The following is a 17,081-nucleotide window of genomic DNA, read 5'->3' as shown; positions in this document are numbered from 1 at the left end:
ATTTTATTTCTCTAAGTCAACTAGGTAGTTAGGTATTTCTTTTTCTAAACGCGTTGCTAAGGCAGAGTCGCTTGACGCTAAGCCTTTTAATACTAATTCAAATTTAGTGACTTTATCGTGAATACCTGCACTGGTGTATTCGTCAAAGTGTGCAACGCGTATTGCCCAGCAGCAAGATCCATAAGCGAAACCGACTGTTTTTCTGTTGGTGATTGAGTCACTGAGAGAGCGATTAACCCCTGCAAATAAATGCACTTTCCGAGAGATTGGATACGCACCATAAACACCTGCTGTCCTCTTGCCTGCATCATTTTCATGGGTAAGAGAGATGAATTTTCTTGGATTTAAAACATAGCTTAAAGTAGTGTTACTTCTTGCAACTGATTTAGTGTAAGTATCGTATTGTATGGCGTTTTTAAAAGTAAATTTATCCAGCGTTATATCGGCACCAGCTGCGATATTTGACCTCTTATTTTGAGTGACTAATGTGCCATCCAGTTGCATTGTTGTATCGCTTAAATGATGTGCTTGTGCGATTTTTAGGGTTAAGTAAGTTTCACCCGTGTTTTTGTCAATGAAACTGGATTCAAGCCCAATCACCACATCGTTGGTTTTGCTAATTCTATCCAGTCCGGTAAATTTCTTGCCTGAAAATAGGTTTTCATATGACTCGCCCATATATTCAGAATCAAAATTTTGTAAGGCACTTTGGTCTTTACCAGGGGTGTAGTTGTAAGCCAATCTTGGGGTTAGTGTTTGTATTAAACTTTTGCCAAACAGACTGGTGTTTCTTTCAAGTAGCAGTTTTGAGTCAATGCCAAAACTATAAATAGAACGGTCTTGATTGGCATCACTCTTCATTGCGTAGTGAGTTTTAGAAACAGTAAATTTGGGCTCTATTGAATAGGCATTGGTTTCAATATGACGACTAAAGTCTGCTTGAATATGTCGGCGTGAGCCCTCTTTCTTGTTAGTAGTGTTTGCATTTTTATGTTCAAACTGAGTAGTAATAATGGAAAAATTCGCCTCTCTCTTACCCACCCCCCCTACCTTTTTATTAAGGAATATTTCACCGGCACGAGTGTATTCAGCATCACCAGAAAGTAATTGCTCCTTTTCTGCAAAAACACCACCAGTGATATTTTTAATTTTATCATCATAAGCCATATTTACTGACGACATCAATGAAATCTCATCTGTATTTTTGTGTGCAATTTCTTTAAGGTAATCGCGGTCTGACACACGATTAGTAATAACGCTTAATTCAGTCTTGTCATTTAAGGATAAATCTAATTTTGTATTCAGCAACCAACGATTGTCTTTTTTGATTTTGTCCTTATCTAAGTAATGTCCCTCAATTTCAATACGACCTTTATCTAATAGTTGACGGTATTTACCTTCAACGACACTACCTCGAGTAGAAATATGGTTTAAAGTTAATAAAAAATCACGATCGGTAGTAATATTAAAATAGTAAGGAACGCGAATTTGGTAGCCTTTGCTTGCACTGGCATCTGATTCGGTGTAATCACCCATGCTTGGTGCTAAAAATCCAGAACTTCTGCCTTTTAATGTCCATTCGTGATGCGGTGAGTAAAAAATAGGTATACCCATAAACTCAACAGTAACATTTTCAGCAACACCCAAATTGGCTTTTGTGTCCAGCGTTACCTTGTCTGCTTTCATTTGCCAGTCTGTATTACCGATTGGACACAAACTATAGCTCATTAAATCAAAAGTTTGCTTGTTACCGCTGTCAACGATTTTTGCTGCTTGTCCGTTAATTTTGGCTTTTGGGTAATGGTAATTGGCTTGCTCAAAAGCAGTATGTAATATTTTATTATCCTGTTTTTTAATGACAACGCTATCACCCGTAAGCATAATATCTTTGCCTTGGAATTTAACATTGCCCTTGGCACTTGAAGTTTTAGTGGCTTTATTCAGTTTGATATTATCAGCCGATAGATAGTATTCAGTTGTATTTAAAGACGCATTACCTGTTAATAGATAGTTACCTTCACTGCCTTCACTGTGATCTGTAGTTACATCCACATTTTCAGGGTCGGTAGAAAGCATTTGTTTAGGGAAAAGTAGTGGTGTGCTACTGCAATTAACGGTGTATCCTGCCTCTTGTGCACTGACAACGCCTGACAATAAAAGTAGTGTAGAAAGAGCGAGTAACTTTCTCATAATTGATATCTGTATTTAATTTTAAAAAATAAGTGTGAATTTTAACATTTATATAAGACATATATTAGGAGACCTTTGCATAAATATGAATAATCATCAAAACGCCATCTTTCATCAAATTACAAACTTTTTAAAAACACCCTTAACCCTGCTAGGAGTGGATTTAAAAAATTTCCAATTTAATAAAATCTGTCATTTTGCTAATCATCCCTATTTATGCAAAGGTCTCATTAGAACAAAAAAATTTAATAATAATAGAAACTTCAACCTCTAATATTTTGGGTAAAATAACCGAGATTTTATAAAACACAGAGGAATTTCATGGCTTGGAACGACGATAAAAAAAACCCTTGGGGTGGCAATGGTCAAACCCCACCAGAGTTAGACGATGTAATTAAAGAATTTAAAGATAAATTTAGTGGCATTATTGGCGGCAAACCAAAATCAGGTTCGGGTAAAACTACCGCCCCTTCAACAGGTGGACTTAAGTATATATTCCTTGTCGGAATTATTTTATGGGCATTATCAGGTATCTATATTATTGACCCCGCTGAGAAAGGTGTGGTATTGCGTTTTGGTGCTTTCCAAGAAGAAACTGGACAAGGTCCACATTGGCATTTTCCATATCCAATTGAAACGCTTAATCGTATTAATGTTGAGCAGATTAGAACAGCACAAATTGGTTATCGGGATGCGGTTAGTAATCGTCGTGGTGGCAATGTGTCGTCTGAGTCGTTGATGTTGACTAAGGATGAAAACATGATTGATGCCAAGTTTGCGGTGCAATATAAGATTGATGATGTGCAGGCTTATTTGTTTAATGTGGCCAATCCTAGGTTGACTTTGCGTCACGCTGTGGAAAGCGCCATTCGTCAAGTGGTCGGTAAAAATACGATGGATTATGTGCTAACAGACGGTCGTGTGGCAATTGCGGATGATATTCAAGAAAAATCACAAGCCTTATTGGATACTTATCAGGCGGGGTTGATTATTACCACGGTTAATATGCAGGATGCACAACCACCAGAGCCCGTGCAGGCGGCGTTTTCGGATGCGGTGAAGGCACGAGAAGATAAGCAGCGATTGATTAACGAAGCAAAAACTTATGCCAATGATATTTTGCCAAAATCTCGGGGTAAGGCGGCGCGCATATTGGAAGAGTCCAAGGCCTATAAGTCGAAAGTAGTTTCTAAGTCTGAAGGTGAGGCATCGCGTTTTAAGCAGATTTTAGCAGAATACAAAAAAGCCCCTAAAGTGACTAAGGAGCGCCTATATCGGGAGACGATGGAAATTGTATTGGCGAATACCAGTAAAGTGGTGGTAGATTCAAAAGCCAATAGCATGATGTATTTGCCGATTGACAAATTAATTAATGCCAATAGGTCTAGCACCGAGGTTGTTATGCAAGGTGTGCAGCCAGAACAAGATAAGCAGGGCGGTAATATTAGAAATGTATTCCGCAATAGGGAGATTAGATAATGAAAAAATTAGGAATAGTTATTGTTGTATTGGTGCTTTTTATTAGCATTTCAGCATTATATACAGTGAGTGAAACACAGACAGCCATTAAACTTCGCTTGGGTGAAATCGTGTATGTTGATCGTGAGCCAGGGCTTAAATTCAAAATGCCATTTGTGAATAATGTGGTGAAATTTGACAATCGTATCCAAACTTTGGACACGCCAGCGGATCGGTTTTTGACAGGGGAAAAGAAAAATGTGATTGTGGATTCTTATGTGAAATGGCGTATTACCGATGCTGAACAGTTTTATAAATCGACGGGGGGTAATATGGCAAGAACCAAAAACCGCTTGGCACAAATTATTAAAACGGGGCTGAAAAGTGAATTTTCTAAACGCACCATTGCCGATGTGGTATCGGGTGAACGCAGTGAAATTATGTCAAGCATTGCCAAATTAGCGAAAAAAGATATTGCTGAATTTGGTATTGAGATTGTTGATGTGCGTATCAAACGCATTGATTTATCGCAAGAAGTGTCTAACTCTGTGTATCGTCGTATGCAAGCAGAACGCCAACGAGTGGCTAAGGAATTTAGGTCAAAAGGTGCGGAAGAAGCGGAAATTATTCGAGCAGCAGCTGACAAGAAACGCACGATTATTTTGGCAGACGCCTATCGCGATAGTGAAAAAATTCGAGGCGAAGGTGATGCACTTTCTGCCAATAATTATGCACAAGCTTATACTAAAGATGTGGATTTCTATTCATTTTATCGCTCGTTAGAATCTTATAAAAAAGCGTTTTCAGGTCAAAATGATATTATGGTGTTAAATCCAAATACGCAGTTTTTTCGTCACTTTAATCCAGAAGTCAAGTAATCACAATGAGTGCTTGGCAATTGCCTGAAGGTATTGATGAATTAACGGGTGATGGGGCGTTGGCGTTTGAATTGGTGCGTCGTCAATTGTTGGATTTATACAAGGAAAAAGGCTTTGGCTTGGTAATTCCGCCGATGGTAGAAAATGTAGAATCTTTACTACTTACCAGCGACTCAGTAAATCAGAAAACCTTTAAATTTTTAGATCCCGCTAGTGGAAAAATGCTAGGTGTGCATGCGGATATTACCCCGCAAATTGCCCGTATTGATGCCAAGAACAACAACAGCAAAAGTGCAAAATATTGTTATGTAAATAGCATTTTGCAAACTAAAGCTGATGATTTTTACGCCTCTCGTTCACCTATTCAAGCAGGGGCTGAATTATATGGCACTGAAGATATTAGCGCTGATGTTGAAGTTATTGAATTGATGTTAGCAAGTTTGAAACTACTGGAGATTAGCCCCATTGTGTTAAGCTTGGGCAATATTGCCATCTTTGATGCACTAATTGAAGACGAATTGTTGGTAGAAGAACTGGCATTAACACTCAGACACATCTTTGTCAAGCGTTCTATACCTGATTTGACTGTTTTTTTAAACACCAACAAACTCAAAAATGCCGATAAGTTTAGTGCATTGATGCAGCTAGAAGGTGATGCCAGTGTTTTAGAAGCAGCGTCAGCACTATTTAAAAATCTACCTAAGGCACAGGCAGCCATTCAAGATTTAACCAATATCAGCGCCCAACTGAACGCCGCAGAAGTTAAAGTCGTATTTGACCTTGGCGAACTCAAAACCTATGAATATCATACAGGTGTTATTTTCTCTGCTTACAGTGAAAATTACTCCAAAGCGTTAGCACAAGGAGGTCGCTACAATGGACTCAGTGCTTCGTTTGGGCAATCAAGGGCGGCAACTGGCTTTTCATTTGATTTAAAGTTTTTATCGCAATCAGAAAATAATTAGGAAATAAATTATGTCAAAAAATGTTGTTATTATCGGCACTCAATGGGGAGATGAAGGCAAAGGTAAAGTGGTTGATTTAATTACTGACAAAGTATCAAGCGTGGTGCGTTTTCAAGGGGGGCACAATGCAGGGCACACCTTGGTAATTGACGGCCAAAAAACCGTATTACATCTTATTCCATCTGGTATTTTACGCGATAGCGTTGAATGCCTCATCGGTCATGGCGTGGTGCTTTCTATGTCTGCACTGATTAAAGAATTGGGTGAATTAGACACTGCTGGCGTTGACGCTAAATCCCGTCTCAAAATCTCGCCAGCCTGCCCGTTAATTATGCCCTACCATGTCGCACTAGACAACGCCAGAGAAGCCAAACGAGGAAAATCTGCGATTGGCACTACTGGCAACGGTATTGGCCCTGCTTACGAAGACAAAGTAGCGCGTCGTGGCTTGCGTGTAGGCGATTTATTAGATTTAGACACCTTTGCTGAGAAATTGGCAGAAGTAATGGAATACCATAACTTTGCCCTACAGCATTATTACAATGCCCAAACCTTAGATTACGATACAGTCTTGGCAGAAGCCCTAGAACAAGCCAAAACCGTGATTCCAATGATTACCGATATTACTGAGAAAATTCATCAACACATTGCCAACAATGAAAACCTCCTATTTGAAGGTGCACAAGGTGCATTACTAGACATTGACCAAGGCACCTATCCATTTGTCACTTCCTCAAATACCACCTCAGGCGGTGCAGTAACAGGATCAGGTGTCGGTGTTACTGATATTGACTATGTCCTTGGTATCGTTAAAGCCTACACCACCCGTGTCGGTGGCGGACCATTTCCAACCGAATTGATTTACGATGTTAGCACCGATAAAGGTGATGCAATCGGCAAAGTCCTGGGCACAGTTGGACATGAATTTGGTGCTACGACAGGGCGACAACGCCGTTGCGGCTGGCTAGACATGGTAACCCTTAATCGCTCATTTAATCTCAACGCCGTTACTGGTATCTGTTTAACCAAACTTGATGTGTTAGATTCATTAGATAGCATCAAAATTTGTATAGCCTACGAATTGAATGGCAAGCAAATCACCACACCGCCCTACGATGCACAAGGCTATGCCGATGCAAAACCCATCTATATTGTAATGCCAGGCTGGAAAACTTCCACCATTGGTACAGATTCATTTAACAGCCTGCCACAGCAAGCACAAGACTATATTCGCAAGATTGAAGAACTTTCAAACTTGCCTGTAGATATTTTATCCACTGGTCCAGATCGTGAAGAAACTCTGATCTTAAACCACCCATTTGACGAGTAAAAAATTATGAGCGATCCACACAAAAATAGAGAATCAGAAAAATACGACAACCCCATCCCATCAAGAGAATATATTCTTGAATTTGTACAACAAAAACCCCAGTCATTTGACGACTTAGTTGTTGCAATGGATGTGAATGGTAAACAGAAAAAACCCCTAACACATCGCCTAAGAGCAATGGTTCGAGACCAGCAACTGACTTTAGACCGTGAAGAAATGTATAATATTTTTGACCCAGAACGCGATATTATGCTTGGCACAATCACCGCCAATCCAAAAGGTTTTGGCTTTGTGGTATTAGACGACTACGAACAAGATTTACGCCTTTCTGCTTACCAAATGAAGCAAGTCTATCACGGCGACAGAGTCAAAGTGCGAATGCTAGATGCACGAGGTGATTCTGAGATTGTAGAAGTGCTTGAAAGCCGCACCACCTTTGTCGGACGGCTACATATAGGCAAAAATGAATCTTGGATAGTGGTCGATGACAGACGCGTTTGCAATAATATTATCATTCAAGAGGTTAATCCTGATAACAAAAATGAACAAATGGTTGTGGTCGAATTAACCAAAGCACCTACACTAAAAGACCTTGCAGAGGGTAAGATTACCAAAATCCTTGGCGATTATATGGACGAAGGTGTTGAGACTGAAGCTGCACTCTATCGCAACGGCATTCCTGTCGATTTTTCAGAAGCAACCTTAGCTGAAACAGTCCAACTACCAACTGAAGTTACCGCAGCAGAGAAACAAGGGCGTATTGACATCACCAAGATGAAACTAATTACAATTGACGGCGAAGACTCCCGTGATTTTGACGATGCCGTCTATGCAGAACCAACCAACAACGGCTGGAAATTAGTCGTTGCCATTGCCGATGTTTCTCACTATGTAGTAGAAGGTTCAGCTCTCGATATCGATGCAATTGACCGTGGTAACTCGGTTTACTTCCCAAGACGCGTCATTCCCATGCTACCCGAAGAGCTTTCAAACGGGCTATGCTCAATTAACCCTGATGTAGAACGCCTATGTATGACCTGTGAAATGAATATTGACGCACAAGGTAACCTACTTGACTACAAATTTTTCCCAGCAGTAATGTTCTCCCATGCACGCTTGACCTACACTAAGGTCGGAAAAATTTTAGAAGACCATGATGCAGTATTAACTCAAGAATACAGCAGCGTTATGGACAATCTAAACGCACTATATGATCTATACAAAGCCCTAAAAGAAGCCAGAACTCGCCGTGGTGTAATGGACTTTGATCGCATTGAAACCCAAATTTTATTTGACGACAACGGAAAAATAGAAAATATCGTTGCTACTTCCCGCAATGATGCTCACAAACTCATTGAGGAATGTATGCTCATGGCAAACCAAGCCACTGCCAAATATCTCGCTGAAAACGAAGAAGACTTTCTATATCGTGTCCACCCAAAACCCACCGCAGAAAAAGTCGAAGTTACCCGTCAATTTTTAACCGCAGTCGGCTTAACTCTAAAAGGAGGCGACCAACCAGAAACTGTGCATTTTGCCCAAGTGCTACAAGATGCTAAAGGCCGTGATGATGAAAATATCATTAAAACAATCGTCCTACGCACCATGAAACAAGCGATTTACACCCCCGATAATGAAGGTCATTTTGGTTTAGCTTTCGAAGATTACACGCATTTCACCTCCCCAATCAGACGCTACCCCGACCTGCTCGTTCATCGTGCAATTAACCGAGTTCTCAACAAAAACATCCACAAACCCAGTAAAAAAATGGCAGAAATGGGCGAACACATGTCCGTTACAGAACGCCGAGCCAACGATGCCACCCGTGATGTTGAACAATGGCTCAAATGCGAATACATGCGTGACAAAGTTGGTGAAACCTTTAACGGCATCATCTCAGGAATCGCCAGTTTCGGTATCTTCATTGAACTCGTTGAAGTCTATACCGAAGGAATGATTTCCATTCGCGATCTAAAAGATGACTTCTACGCCTTCGACGACATCCATCACAAACTCAAAGGCCAACGCACCGGTAAAACCTTCCAACTTGGCGATAAAATTACCATTCAAGTTGCCTCAGTCAACCTAGATGATAGGCAGATGGTGTTTGTGCCTGTGGAATAAAATTATTTTTTTTAAATTTACCTTAGCCCCAATCCAAAAATAGAAACCACAAACCTAGCATCCCCTTTACCCCGTCTGCATTTACAAAAAATAGCCGCCAAACTATAGATGGAACTAATATTTTTTGCAAACACAGACGGGGCAAAGGGTAGCGCTATCTTTGCAATCTTTACTTTTGGATTAGGGCTTAGTAAGTGGTAGTATTGTATAACTATGGGAGGTTAATTACGGCTAGTTAGCCTTTATTAAACTATCTTCAATTTATTTTATTAACTAGATGTTGATATAGTCTAATTATCTAGTATAATAGTTGCTAATTTAGTTAACTACTATATGGAGTTTTCAGTGACAGATAAAGTTAAAGAAGCTAAACTATGGGCTGACTGGACTAAGTAGCAACGAAACTTCATTCACGACACTCTCAACGAAGCAAGAAAAATATTATAACAAAAATTAAAATTATGAATAATAAAAAACTACAAGCGTATTTTGAACTAAGCGATGGTGATACATTAGTTGATGTAAAGTTAGCACTTGGTAATGCCACATCTGCTCCTAGTGAAATACTTAATCAAATAAAAGAGGCGATTAGGGCAGACAAAGATGGTATGTTAAATGATTTTGTTGACTTTTAGTTGTGTCTGATGCTCTTTGGCAGGAATCAATTTCTGCCTCTTTTTCCTGTATAACCTCCTACTTTGAAAAAAATAATTCAGATGCTACGCCCGAATTAACCTTTTTAAGACCTATAGCAATTACTGCTCAAAATAATCCTTCTGGCTGGGCTGCTAAAGAAGATAGAACGAGTTTGCTTGATATAATTGAACAAAAAATCAATAAGTCTATTCGTATAAAATATTTTGACAATAATATGGCTCCAGATGTAAATGGATTTGTTGTTGAAAAAAGAAAATCAGCGGATATTTATGTTAACAAAAATTTAAATTATTGTTATAGTCGTTTTATTGTTGCAAAAGAACTAAATCATTTATTAATGAATGAAAATGGTGACTTGAAAACTGTTGAGTATGTAGCTGAATTTATAGAATTAGTTTCTTTTTTGATGTTAGACTCTACCCCTAAAGATGATGGTCAAGCATCTGAGAATATTGCTTATTATGGTGCAATGGAACTCTTAATACCTAAACAATATTTTGAATCCGATTGGTTTAAATCTAATAATAGTAATCATGATATAGCGTTACAATTAAGATGCCCAACTCAAATCATAGAGATAAGAAAAGATAAGGAAATTCAAAATAAATTTTTAGAGATATACGAAAAGTTTTGAGTATTATTTTATAAAATATTAATGCAATCATTATCAAAATCATTCTCTACAGGCTTATTTTTTGCTCCATAGGGGGGGGCATTATCTTTGTAGCAATAAGTGCAACAAATAGATTAGCACCGTTAGGTGCGACACAATTTATTAATCATTCCTTATAAATAAGTATTTTTCATTACAATCAATTTCAAATTTTTCTAAGAAAGGAATACACTCGTTTTAAAGGTGTCGATATTTGGCATCTTAGATTTTAGGTTTCACTCCTACGGAGTTTGGGTTTGTGGTGGTTTCTTGTGCTACAAAGGTTTCACCCCTATGGGATTTTATCTTGTTCGTTTAAGCACACCAAAACGAACAATTATCAGCACTTTTTATAAATAATGTAAGAGGTTGAACCTCTTACATTTACAAAAACTAACAAAAACTATTCTTTAGTCAGTTACTGCACCCTCAGAAGCGGATTTAGCCAATTTAGCAAATTTAGCCAATACACCTTTGGTGTAGTTTGGTTTTGGTTGCACCCATTTAGACAAACGCTCATCAACAATAGATTGGTCAACAATTAACTCTAAAACATTATTTTCAGCATCAATTAAAATTTCATCGCCGTCTTCAACGGCGGCTAGGACGCCACCTTTAAAGGCTTCTGGAGTGATGTGACCAACGACGAAGCCGTGAGTGCCACCAGAGAAACGACCATCGGTGATGAGGGCAACTTTACCACCTAAGCCTTTGCCCATTACGGCAGCGGTGGGGGCGAGCATTTCACGCATACCAGGTCCGCCAGCAGGGCCTTCGTAGCGAATGACGATGACATCACCTGCTGTTATTTGGTCGTTGAGGATGGCACTGAGTGCGTCTTCTTCTCTGCCGAAACATTTTGCTGTGCCTTGGAAACTCAAGCCTTCTTTACCGGTGATTTTTGCTACAGAACCTTCGCTTGCAAGGTTGCCGTATAGAATCCGTAGGTGCGAATCTGCTTTGATTGGGTGGTCTAGGGATTTGATGATTTCTTGTGAATCGGCATAGGGTTTAACCGCTTTTAGGTTGTCTGCCATAGTTTGACCTGTAACTGTCATACAGTCGCCGTGGAGCAGTCCAGCGTCTAGTAGCATTTTCATTAGGGGTAGGGTGCCACCGATTGCTACCAATTCGCTCATCATATATTTACCTGAGGGTTTAAGGTCAGCAATGACGGGAACATTTTTACCGATGCGAGTGAAGTCATCCAAGGTTAATTTAACGCCCGCAGCGTGTGCCATGGCAATCAGGTGTAGCACTGCATTGGTGGAGCCACCAAGGGTAATAATGACGGTGATGGCATTTTCAAATGCTTTGAGTGTCATAATGTCGTTTGGCTTGATGTCTTTGTCTAATAAATGCAGTACGGCTTCGCCAGCACGCACACAATCGTTGTTTTTATCTGCCGATATGGCATTTTGTGCTGAGGAATTGGGCAAACTCATACCTAGGGCTTCAATGGCACTTGCCATGGTATTGGCGGTGTACATTCCTCCGCAAGAACCTGCACCAGGGATGGCAGTTTTTTCAATATTTTCTAGTGCAATCGCATCAATGGTGTTATTGGCAAATTGTCCAACGGCTTCAAACACACTGACAATATCGGTGTGTCCTTGACCCGGTTGAATTGTGCCACCATAAACAAAAATACCAGGGCGATTGAGGCGTGCCAAGCCGATGATGCAACCAGGCATATTTTTATCGCAGCCACCAATGGCTACCACGCCATCAAAACCTTGACAACCAACAACAGTTTCAATAGAATCGGCAATCACTTCACGAGAAACTAGAGAGTATTTCATTCCCTCAGAACCCATAGAAATACCGTCTGAGATGGTAATGGTATTAAAGATAACACCTTTGCCGCCAGAGGCATTCACGCCTTTTTCTGCTTCATCTGCCAGTTGATTGATGTGCATATTACATGGGGTTACCATTGACCAAGTGGAGGCAATGCCAACTTGGGGTTTGCTGAAATCCTCTTTGTTAAAACCGACTGGATAAAGCATAGCACGACTGGGTGCGCGCTCGTAACCATCAACAACTTGAGAGGAGTATTTTCTAGATTTTGAAGACATAATTACTGGGTATGGATATAAAGGACTAAATTTTAGACTAAAATGAAACATTTTTTAAGCCTTTTAAAAGCCCAACTCTAAAAGTAGCGTGTGTAAAAACAGTATTTTGGATTGAGTGGAGAGTTAAATTGGATGCTGCACAACAAATATTAGACTTGATTGCACCTTTTGTTAAGGAGGGTAAAATTTTGCCCAGAACTTATGCTCAAATTGAGGATGGCATAACTGATTTTGTGTTTTTGATGCAGGCGGACACTGTGATTGCTTGCGCAGGATTAAAACATTGCCAAGAGGGCGGTGCAGGTGAGATTTATGCACTGGCAGTATCAAAGGCGGTGCAAAATCAAGGTATTTCAGTCAAATTATTGGATAAAATTATGCAAAAAGCAGCAACAGATAAATTATCCAAAGTATTTGCGTTAACTAAACACAATGCCGAATGGTTTTTAAAACAAGGATTTATGCAGGTGAAAATTAGCGAATTACCCAAGAAGCGTCAAGTTTTATTTGACCATCAACGCAATTCATCTATATTTATTAAGGAAGTCAGCTTATGAAAATTAAAGAACGGATTCGTGGTTATTTACCTGTAGTGATTGATATTGAAACTGCTGGTTTTAATTGTAAAACCGATGCTATGCTTGAAATTTGTGCAATTACGATTGGTATTAATGAGGAAGGGGTATTTTACCCAAAAGACACTAAGCATTTTCACATAAGTCCTTTTAAAGGGGCTAATTTAGAGCCGGCAGCACTTAAATTTAATGGTATTGATGTAGACAATCCTTTGCGTATGGCAGTTACTGAAAAAGAGGCGTTGGGTGAAATTTTTCAAGCGGTTCGTATTGAAATAAAAAATGAAGAATGCACTCGTGCAATATTGGTTGGGCATAATGCCTTTTTTGATTTAGGCTTTTTGACCGCAGCAAGCGAGCGTTCGAAGTTAAAAAATCCATTTCATCAATTTTCAACCATTGATACTGTTAGCCTGTCTGCTTTGTATTACGGTGAAACGGTATTGGCAAAAGCCATCCGTGTGGCGAATATTGAGTGGGAGGATGCCAATGCGCATTCGGCACTTTATGATACGCAAAAGACGGCTGAGTTATTTTGTCAGATATTTAACGCCCAACAATATAGTTAGAGACCTTTGCATAAATATGAATAATCATCAAAACGCCATCTTTCATCAAATTACAAACTTTTTAAAAACACCCTTAGCCCTGCTAGGAGTGGATTTAAAAAATTTCCAATTTAATAAAATCTGTCATTTTGCTAATCATCCCTATATTATGCAAAGGTCTCAGTTAGGCAAGTTTGGCGGCTTCTATTTCAGTCCAGTCTTTGGCTTCTTTAATTAGCACTGCTGCTGATTTTCCTGCAACACTAATTGGCTTGCCAATCACCACGGTAATGGTGCCGGGTATTTTTATAAAATCGCCTTTCGCCCAGAGTTTTCCGGCATTATGATAGACAGGGCAGATATCACAACCCGTCTTTTTAGCAATAGAAATACCGCCTTTTTGATATTCACCTAATTTGCCATAAGGTTGGCGCGTTCCTTCTGGAAATACGACCACATAAAGCCCTTCAGCAATTCTATTAGCACCTTCTCTAATGACTTTTTTCAAAGCTTTTAGTTTTTCGCCACGATTAATGACAATCGGTTTTAACATTGCTAAACCCCAGCCAAAGACAGGTATCCACAACAGTTCTTGTTTTAGCACCCAAGTGTGATGCGGGAAAATCGTTTGAAAACCAATGGTTTCCCAAGTGGATTGATGATTAGAGATAATCACACACGGTTTTGTAGGGATATTTTCTGTGCCAATGACTTCAAGTTTGATGTTCAGCGTAATGCGTAGCCACCATATACAAAAATCAGACCATTTGCTTATAATAGCGTAGCGTGTTTGCACTGGCATAAAAAACACAGGCAGTGAAACCGCTACCAAAATGATTGAAACTGATATTGACCCTAAAAAGTAAAGTAGAGATCTTATAAATAACATCTGTATGCCGTTATAATTTATAAACTTGAAATTTTAACGACTTTTGCAATGACTAACACACTTCTTTTTGATTTAGATGGAACACTAATTGATACTGCGCCTGATTTGGCGTATGCGTTGAATGTTTTATTGCTAGAAAATGGCGTAGATGAAAAACCTTATGAAGACATCAAGCCTTTGGTTGCATTTGGCGGAAAAGCTTTGGTAAGTATGGGATTTGACTGTGATGAATCGCATCCTGAGTTTGTTAATAGACATCAAAAACTGTTGCAAATTTACACCGATAATATTGATAAACATTCGAAAATTTTTGCAGGGATTGAGAGGTTGATAAAAGCCCTTCAAGCACAAAAAATATTATGGGGCATTGTTACTAATAAACCAGAAAATTTAACACATTTATTGTTGCATAAATTGAATATTAGCCCTGATGTCGTGGTTTGTGGCGACACACTGGCGTATAATAAACCGCATCCCGCTCCCTTGCTTTATGCTTGCGCACAATTAGCTGTTAAACCGTCAACTTGTTGGTTTATTGGCGACGATAAAAACGATATGTTGGCAGGCAAAAATGCAGGTATTAAAACTGCGGCAGTTACTTATGGTTATGGCAAAGTAACCCCAGATTGGGATTATGATTATTTGATTCACCACCCAAAAGACATACAGGAGTTGATTTAATGGATATATTACTGAGTTTCGCATTGGGGGCACTTGCTGTTTTCTTGTGGCTAAATAAGTTTAAAGACAAGAATATCAAACTTGAAGCAGAATTGGAGGCGCAAGCCAAAAATTTTGAGTTTGTGCAAAATTCAAAAGAAAAAATGGATCAAGCATTTGCAAAGATTTCTGCCGAAGTTCTGAAAAAAGACAGTGCAAATTTAAACCAAGAAAATGCCAATTTACTCAATCCACTTAAAACCCAAATCGAAGAATTTCGCAAAAAAATGGAAGGACTTTCTACCGACCAAGCCAAAGACCGAAGCGCCTTAGAGCAACAAATAAAAACACTGGCCGATGCCCATAAAAATACACTTGAAGGCACAGAAAAACTCACCAATGCACTAACCTATGACAACAAACAGCAGGGCGATTGGGGTGAGATGATTTTGGAATCTATTTTAGAAGACTCTGGGCTCAATAAAAATGAACAATACCATATACAGACTAACTTAAAAGACGAAGAGGGTAAAAATTTAAGACCCGATGTGGTAGTGCATTTGCCTGACAATAAAGACATTATTATTGACTCAAAAGTCTCACTTAAAGATTATCAAAATTATGTTTCTGGCGATACTGATGCGATTAATGCGCATATTAAATCGATTGATAAGCACATTAAAAATATCTCACTTAAAGCGTATGAAAATTTGGAAGGGGTGAATACCTTAGACTACATTTTTGTTTTTTTCCCGATTGAAGCGTCTTTGCTAGTAGCATTGGAGCAAAAACCCAATTTATTTAACGATGCGTTAAAGAAAAATGTCGCCCTAGTCTCACCCTCAACACTAATGATGAGCCTAAAAACTGTGCACCACATCTGGAATACAGAACGGCAAAATCAAAATACCGAAGAAATCGTGCGTCAAGCAGGGGCAATGTATGACAAATTGTCTGGATTTATTAGCTCAATGGACGATATGCAAAAACAATTAAATAAAGCCCAAGACAGCTACCAAAACGCTCGCAGTAAACTCTCTGAAGGCAAAGGAAATCTGATTAGTCGCGCAGAAAAACTCAAAGCACTAGGCATACAAAGCAAAAAGGAAATAGTATGAATATCTCAACTTATTATCAAATCACAACAAATGAACTAAAAGGTAAGGTAATTCTAGTTACTGGTGCTAATCGTGGCTTTGGTAGGGCGATGACGCTGGATTTAGCCAAAGCCGGTGCAACTGTGATTATGCTCGGGCGTGACCTCGGTTCGCTGGAAGCTGTGTATGATGAAGTATTGGATGCAGGGCATCAAGAGCCAATTCTCTATCCGTTTGATTTGGAAGGAGCAACACCCGAACATTATGAGCAATTACAAGCAGCTATTTTTGCCAATTTTAACCAACTGGACGGGCTTATTCATAACGCTAGCATTATCGGCACAATGATGCCAATTGAACAATACGATATCAAACTGTGGTATTCAGTAATACAAATCAATGTGAACGCTGTATTTATGCTTACTCAATTCTTGATCCCTGCTTTGAACAAGTCTGCAGATGCTCGCGTGCTGTTTTTATCGTCATCGGTAGGGCGTAATGCACGGGCTTATTGGGGGGCGTACGGGGTGAGTAAATTTGCCATTGAAGGGATGAGTAAAACCCTGTCAGAAGAATTGGAAAAAACCAATATCAGCGTCAATTCTCTAGACCCAGGGCGAATGCAAACTGAGATGAGACGCACTGCATACCCTGCTGAAAATGCCGATAAAAACCCAATACCTGAAAGTAAAAGCCCTGCGATTGTGTATTTAATGAGTGAAAAAAGTGAAAAAGTGAACGGCGAGCAACTTACTTTATCCAACGCCTGATTAACTGGAAAAGCAACAGCATCAACCAAAGCAAAAATCCTATTATGCTGAGTACAAAAGAAAAAGCAGCAATCGGTGTTAACAAGGTTTCATGTAACACCCCTTGTGCATCTATATATTGCGGATAAAAAATTTTCTGTATCAATCCAGAAACAAACGATAACGCTAGAAAAAACAAAGAAAACACTAATAAAAACTTTTTCATCGTCT

18 protein-coding genes are annotated in these 17,081 nt (G+C 39.3%); 14 read left to right on the top strand and 4 right to left on the bottom strand.

The window, feature by feature from the left end; all coding sequences use genetic code 11:
• Window positions 1-3 precede the first annotated feature (3 nt).
• On the bottom strand, window positions 4-2,190 hold the full coding sequence (locus AB8525_RS01130; RefSeq protein WP_369178118.1) for an LPS-assembly protein LptD: 2,187 nt from the start codon (window positions 2,188-2,190) through the stop codon (window positions 4-6).
• An 85-nt stretch (window positions 2,191-2,275) separates the two neighbouring features.
• On the opposite strand from AB8525_RS01130, the gene AB8525_RS01125 reads away from it, so the two are divergent.
• The 8 genes from AB8525_RS01125 (at window position 2,276) to AB8525_RS01090 (ending at window position 10,236) form a co-directional block, all read left to right on the top strand.
• Window positions 2,276-2,464 (top strand): hypothetical protein, encoded by a 189-nt coding sequence (locus AB8525_RS01125; RefSeq protein ID WP_369151931.1) that lies wholly within the window; start codon window positions 2,276-2,278, stop codon window positions 2,462-2,464.
• A 47-nt stretch (window positions 2,465-2,511) separates the two neighbouring features.
• Window positions 2,512-3,669: an FtsH protease activity modulator HflK gene (gene hflK / locus AB8525_RS01120; RefSeq protein WP_369151928.1), complete on the top strand. Its 1,158-nt coding sequence runs from the start codon at window positions 2,512-2,514 to the stop codon at window positions 3,667-3,669.
• Window positions 3,669-4,526 carry a protease modulator HflC gene (gene hflC / locus AB8525_RS01115; protein WP_369178117.1) on the top strand — a complete coding sequence of 286 codons (858 nt, stop codon included), beginning with the start codon at window positions 3,669-3,671 and terminating at the stop codon, window positions 4,524-4,526. Before hflK ends, hflC begins: the two co-directional genes overlap by 1 nt.
• A 5-nt stretch (window positions 4,527-4,531) precedes the next feature.
• A complete protein-coding gene (locus AB8525_RS01110; RefSeq protein WP_369151923.1) occupies window positions 4,532-5,491 on the top strand; it encodes an ATP phosphoribosyltransferase regulatory subunit in 960 nt (319 codons plus the stop codon).
• Window positions 5,492-5,501: 10 nt separating this feature from the next.
• On the top strand, window positions 5,502-6,821 hold the full coding sequence (locus AB8525_RS01105) for an adenylosuccinate synthase (protein WP_369151921.1): 1,320 nt from the start codon (window positions 5,502-5,504) through the stop codon (window positions 6,819-6,821).
• A gap of 6 nt (window positions 6,822-6,827) precedes the next feature.
• Window positions 6,828-8,945 carry a ribonuclease R gene (gene rnr, locus AB8525_RS01100; protein ID WP_369178115.1) on the top strand — a complete coding sequence of 706 codons (2,118 nt, stop codon included), beginning with the start codon at window positions 6,828-6,830 and terminating at the stop codon, window positions 8,943-8,945.
• Window positions 8,946-9,406: 461 nt separating this feature from the next.
• On the top strand, window positions 9,407-9,580 hold the full coding sequence (locus AB8525_RS01095; RefSeq protein WP_369178113.1) for a hypothetical protein: 174 nt from the start codon (window positions 9,407-9,409) through the stop codon (window positions 9,578-9,580).
• Window positions 9,581-9,582: 2 nt separating this feature from the next.
• On the top strand, window positions 9,583-10,236 hold the full coding sequence (locus tag AB8525_RS01090) for an ImmA/IrrE family metallo-endopeptidase (protein WP_369178111.1): 654 nt from the start codon (window positions 9,583-9,585) through the stop codon (window positions 10,234-10,236).
• Between the two features lie 428 nt (window positions 10,237-10,664).
• Here AB8525_RS01090 and ilvD read toward each other — a convergent pair whose 3' ends face one another.
• Window positions 10,665-12,332 carry a dihydroxy-acid dehydratase gene (gene ilvD, locus AB8525_RS01085; RefSeq protein ID WP_369178109.1) on the bottom strand — a complete coding sequence of 556 codons (1,668 nt, stop codon included), beginning with the start codon at window positions 12,330-12,332 and terminating at the stop codon, window positions 10,665-10,667.
• Window positions 12,333-12,460: 128 nt separating this feature from the next.
• On the opposite strand from ilvD, the gene AB8525_RS01080 reads away from it, so the two are divergent.
• From AB8525_RS01080 to AB8525_RS01070, 3 genes are read left to right on the top strand one after another with little or no spacing between them, the layout of a single operon-like run.
• Window positions 12,461-12,889 (top strand): GNAT family N-acetyltransferase, encoded by a 429-nt coding sequence (locus AB8525_RS01080; RefSeq protein WP_369178108.1) that lies wholly within the window; start codon window positions 12,461-12,463, stop codon window positions 12,887-12,889.
• The gene (gene rnt / locus AB8525_RS01075) at window positions 12,886-13,476 is read left to right on the top strand and encodes a ribonuclease T (protein WP_369178106.1); all 591 of its coding nucleotides are present in this window, start codon (window positions 12,886-12,888) and stop codon (window positions 13,474-13,476) included. Before AB8525_RS01080 ends, rnt begins: the two co-directional genes overlap by 4 nt.
• Before the next feature lie 16 nt (window positions 13,477-13,492).
• Entirely contained in the window at window positions 13,493-13,693 is a 201-nt protein-coding gene (locus AB8525_RS01070) for a hypothetical protein (protein WP_369178104.1), read from the top strand.
• On the opposite strand, the gene AB8525_RS01065 is transcribed toward AB8525_RS01070, so the two are convergent.
• On the bottom strand, window positions 13,640-14,257 hold the full coding sequence (locus AB8525_RS01065) for a lysophospholipid acyltransferase family protein (RefSeq protein WP_369153137.1): 618 nt from the start codon (window positions 14,255-14,257) through the stop codon (window positions 13,640-13,642). The genes AB8525_RS01070 and AB8525_RS01065 overlap by 54 nt on opposite strands.
• 135 nt (window positions 14,258-14,392) lie before the next feature.
• Here AB8525_RS01065 and AB8525_RS01060 point away from each other — a divergent pair, with 135 nt between their 5' ends.
• From AB8525_RS01060 to AB8525_RS01050, 3 genes are read left to right on the top strand one after another with little or no spacing between them, the layout of a single operon-like run.
• The gene (locus AB8525_RS01060) at window positions 14,393-15,025 is read left to right on the top strand and encodes an HAD family hydrolase (protein WP_369178102.1); all 633 of its coding nucleotides are present in this window, start codon (window positions 14,393-14,395) and stop codon (window positions 15,023-15,025) included.
• The gene (locus AB8525_RS01055) at window positions 15,025-16,122 is read left to right on the top strand and encodes a DNA recombination protein RmuC (protein ID WP_369178101.1); all 1,098 of its coding nucleotides are present in this window, start codon (window positions 15,025-15,027) and stop codon (window positions 16,120-16,122) included. Before AB8525_RS01060 ends, AB8525_RS01055 begins: the two co-directional genes overlap by 1 nt.
• Window positions 16,119-16,871, top strand: coding sequence for a YciK family oxidoreductase (locus AB8525_RS01050; protein WP_369178099.1), 753 nt, complete (start codon window positions 16,119-16,121; stop codon window positions 16,869-16,871). Before AB8525_RS01055 ends, AB8525_RS01050 begins: the two co-directional genes overlap by 4 nt.
• On the opposite strand, the gene AB8525_RS01045 is transcribed toward AB8525_RS01050, so the two are convergent.
• Entirely contained in the window at window positions 16,852-17,076 is a 225-nt protein-coding gene (locus AB8525_RS01045; RefSeq protein ID WP_369178098.1) for a DUF3955 domain-containing protein, read from the bottom strand. The genes AB8525_RS01050 and AB8525_RS01045 overlap by 20 nt on opposite strands.
• Window positions 17,077-17,081 lie beyond the last annotated feature (5 nt).

Origin of the sequence: Candidatus Thiodubiliella endoseptemdiera (assembly GCF_964212635.1) — a bacterium.
GTDB classification, from domain to species: Bacteria; Pseudomonadota; Gammaproteobacteria; order PS1; family Pseudothioglobaceae; genus Thiodubiliella; species Thiodubiliella endoseptemdiera.
Note: the sequence above shows the minus strand (reverse complement) of the source record. Positions and strands in the feature narration are given on the sequence as shown.

Bases quoted from the DNA above. Each gene is read 5' to 3' on its own strand.
- AB8525_RS01045 (WP_369178098.1), bottom strand. From the start codon at position 17,076: ATGAAAAAGTTTTTATTAGTGTTTTCTTTGTTTTTTCTAGCGTTATCG.
- AB8525_RS01110 (WP_369151923.1), top strand. From the start codon at position 4,532: ATGAGTGCTTGGCAATTGCCTGAAGGTATTGATGAATTAACGGGTGAT.
- rnr (WP_369178115.1), top strand. From the start codon at position 6,828: ATGAGCGATCCACACAAAAATAGAGAATCAGAAAAATACGACAACCCC.
- AB8525_RS01050 (WP_369178099.1), top strand. From the start codon at position 16,119: ATGAATATCTCAACTTATTATCAAATCACAACAAATGAACTAAAAGGT.
- AB8525_RS01060 (WP_369178102.1), top strand. From the start codon at position 14,393: ATGACTAACACACTTCTTTTTGATTTAGATGGAACACTAATTGATACT.
- AB8525_RS01125 (WP_369151931.1), top strand. From the start codon at position 2,276: ATGAATAATCATCAAAACGCCATCTTTCATCAAATTACAAACTTTTTA.
- rnt (WP_369178106.1), top strand. From the start codon at position 12,886: ATGAAAATTAAAGAACGGATTCGTGGTTATTTACCTGTAGTGATTGAT.
- AB8525_RS01065 (WP_369153137.1), bottom strand. From the start codon at position 14,257: ATGCCAGTGCAAACACGCTACGCTATTATAAGCAAATGGTCTGATTTT.
- AB8525_RS01130 (WP_369178118.1), bottom strand. From the start codon at position 2,190: ATGAGAAAGTTACTCGCTCTTTCTACACTACTTTTATTGTCAGGCGTT.
- ilvD (WP_369178109.1), bottom strand. From the start codon at position 12,332: ATGTCTTCAAAATCTAGAAAATACTCCTCTCAAGTTGTTGATGGTTAC.
- AB8525_RS01070 (WP_369178104.1), top strand. From the start codon at position 13,493: ATGAATAATCATCAAAACGCCATCTTTCATCAAATTACAAACTTTTTA.
- hflK (WP_369151928.1), top strand. From the start codon at position 2,512: ATGGCTTGGAACGACGATAAAAAAAACCCTTGGGGTGGCAATGGTCAA.
- AB8525_RS01095 (WP_369178113.1), top strand. From the start codon at position 9,407: ATGAATAATAAAAAACTACAAGCGTATTTTGAACTAAGCGATGGTGAT.
- AB8525_RS01055 (WP_369178101.1), top strand. From the start codon at position 15,025: ATGGATATATTACTGAGTTTCGCATTGGGGGCACTTGCTGTTTTCTTG.
- AB8525_RS01105 (WP_369151921.1), top strand. From the start codon at position 5,502: ATGTCAAAAAATGTTGTTATTATCGGCACTCAATGGGGAGATGAAGGC.
- hflC (WP_369178117.1), top strand. From the start codon at position 3,669: ATGAAAAAATTAGGAATAGTTATTGTTGTATTGGTGCTTTTTATTAGC.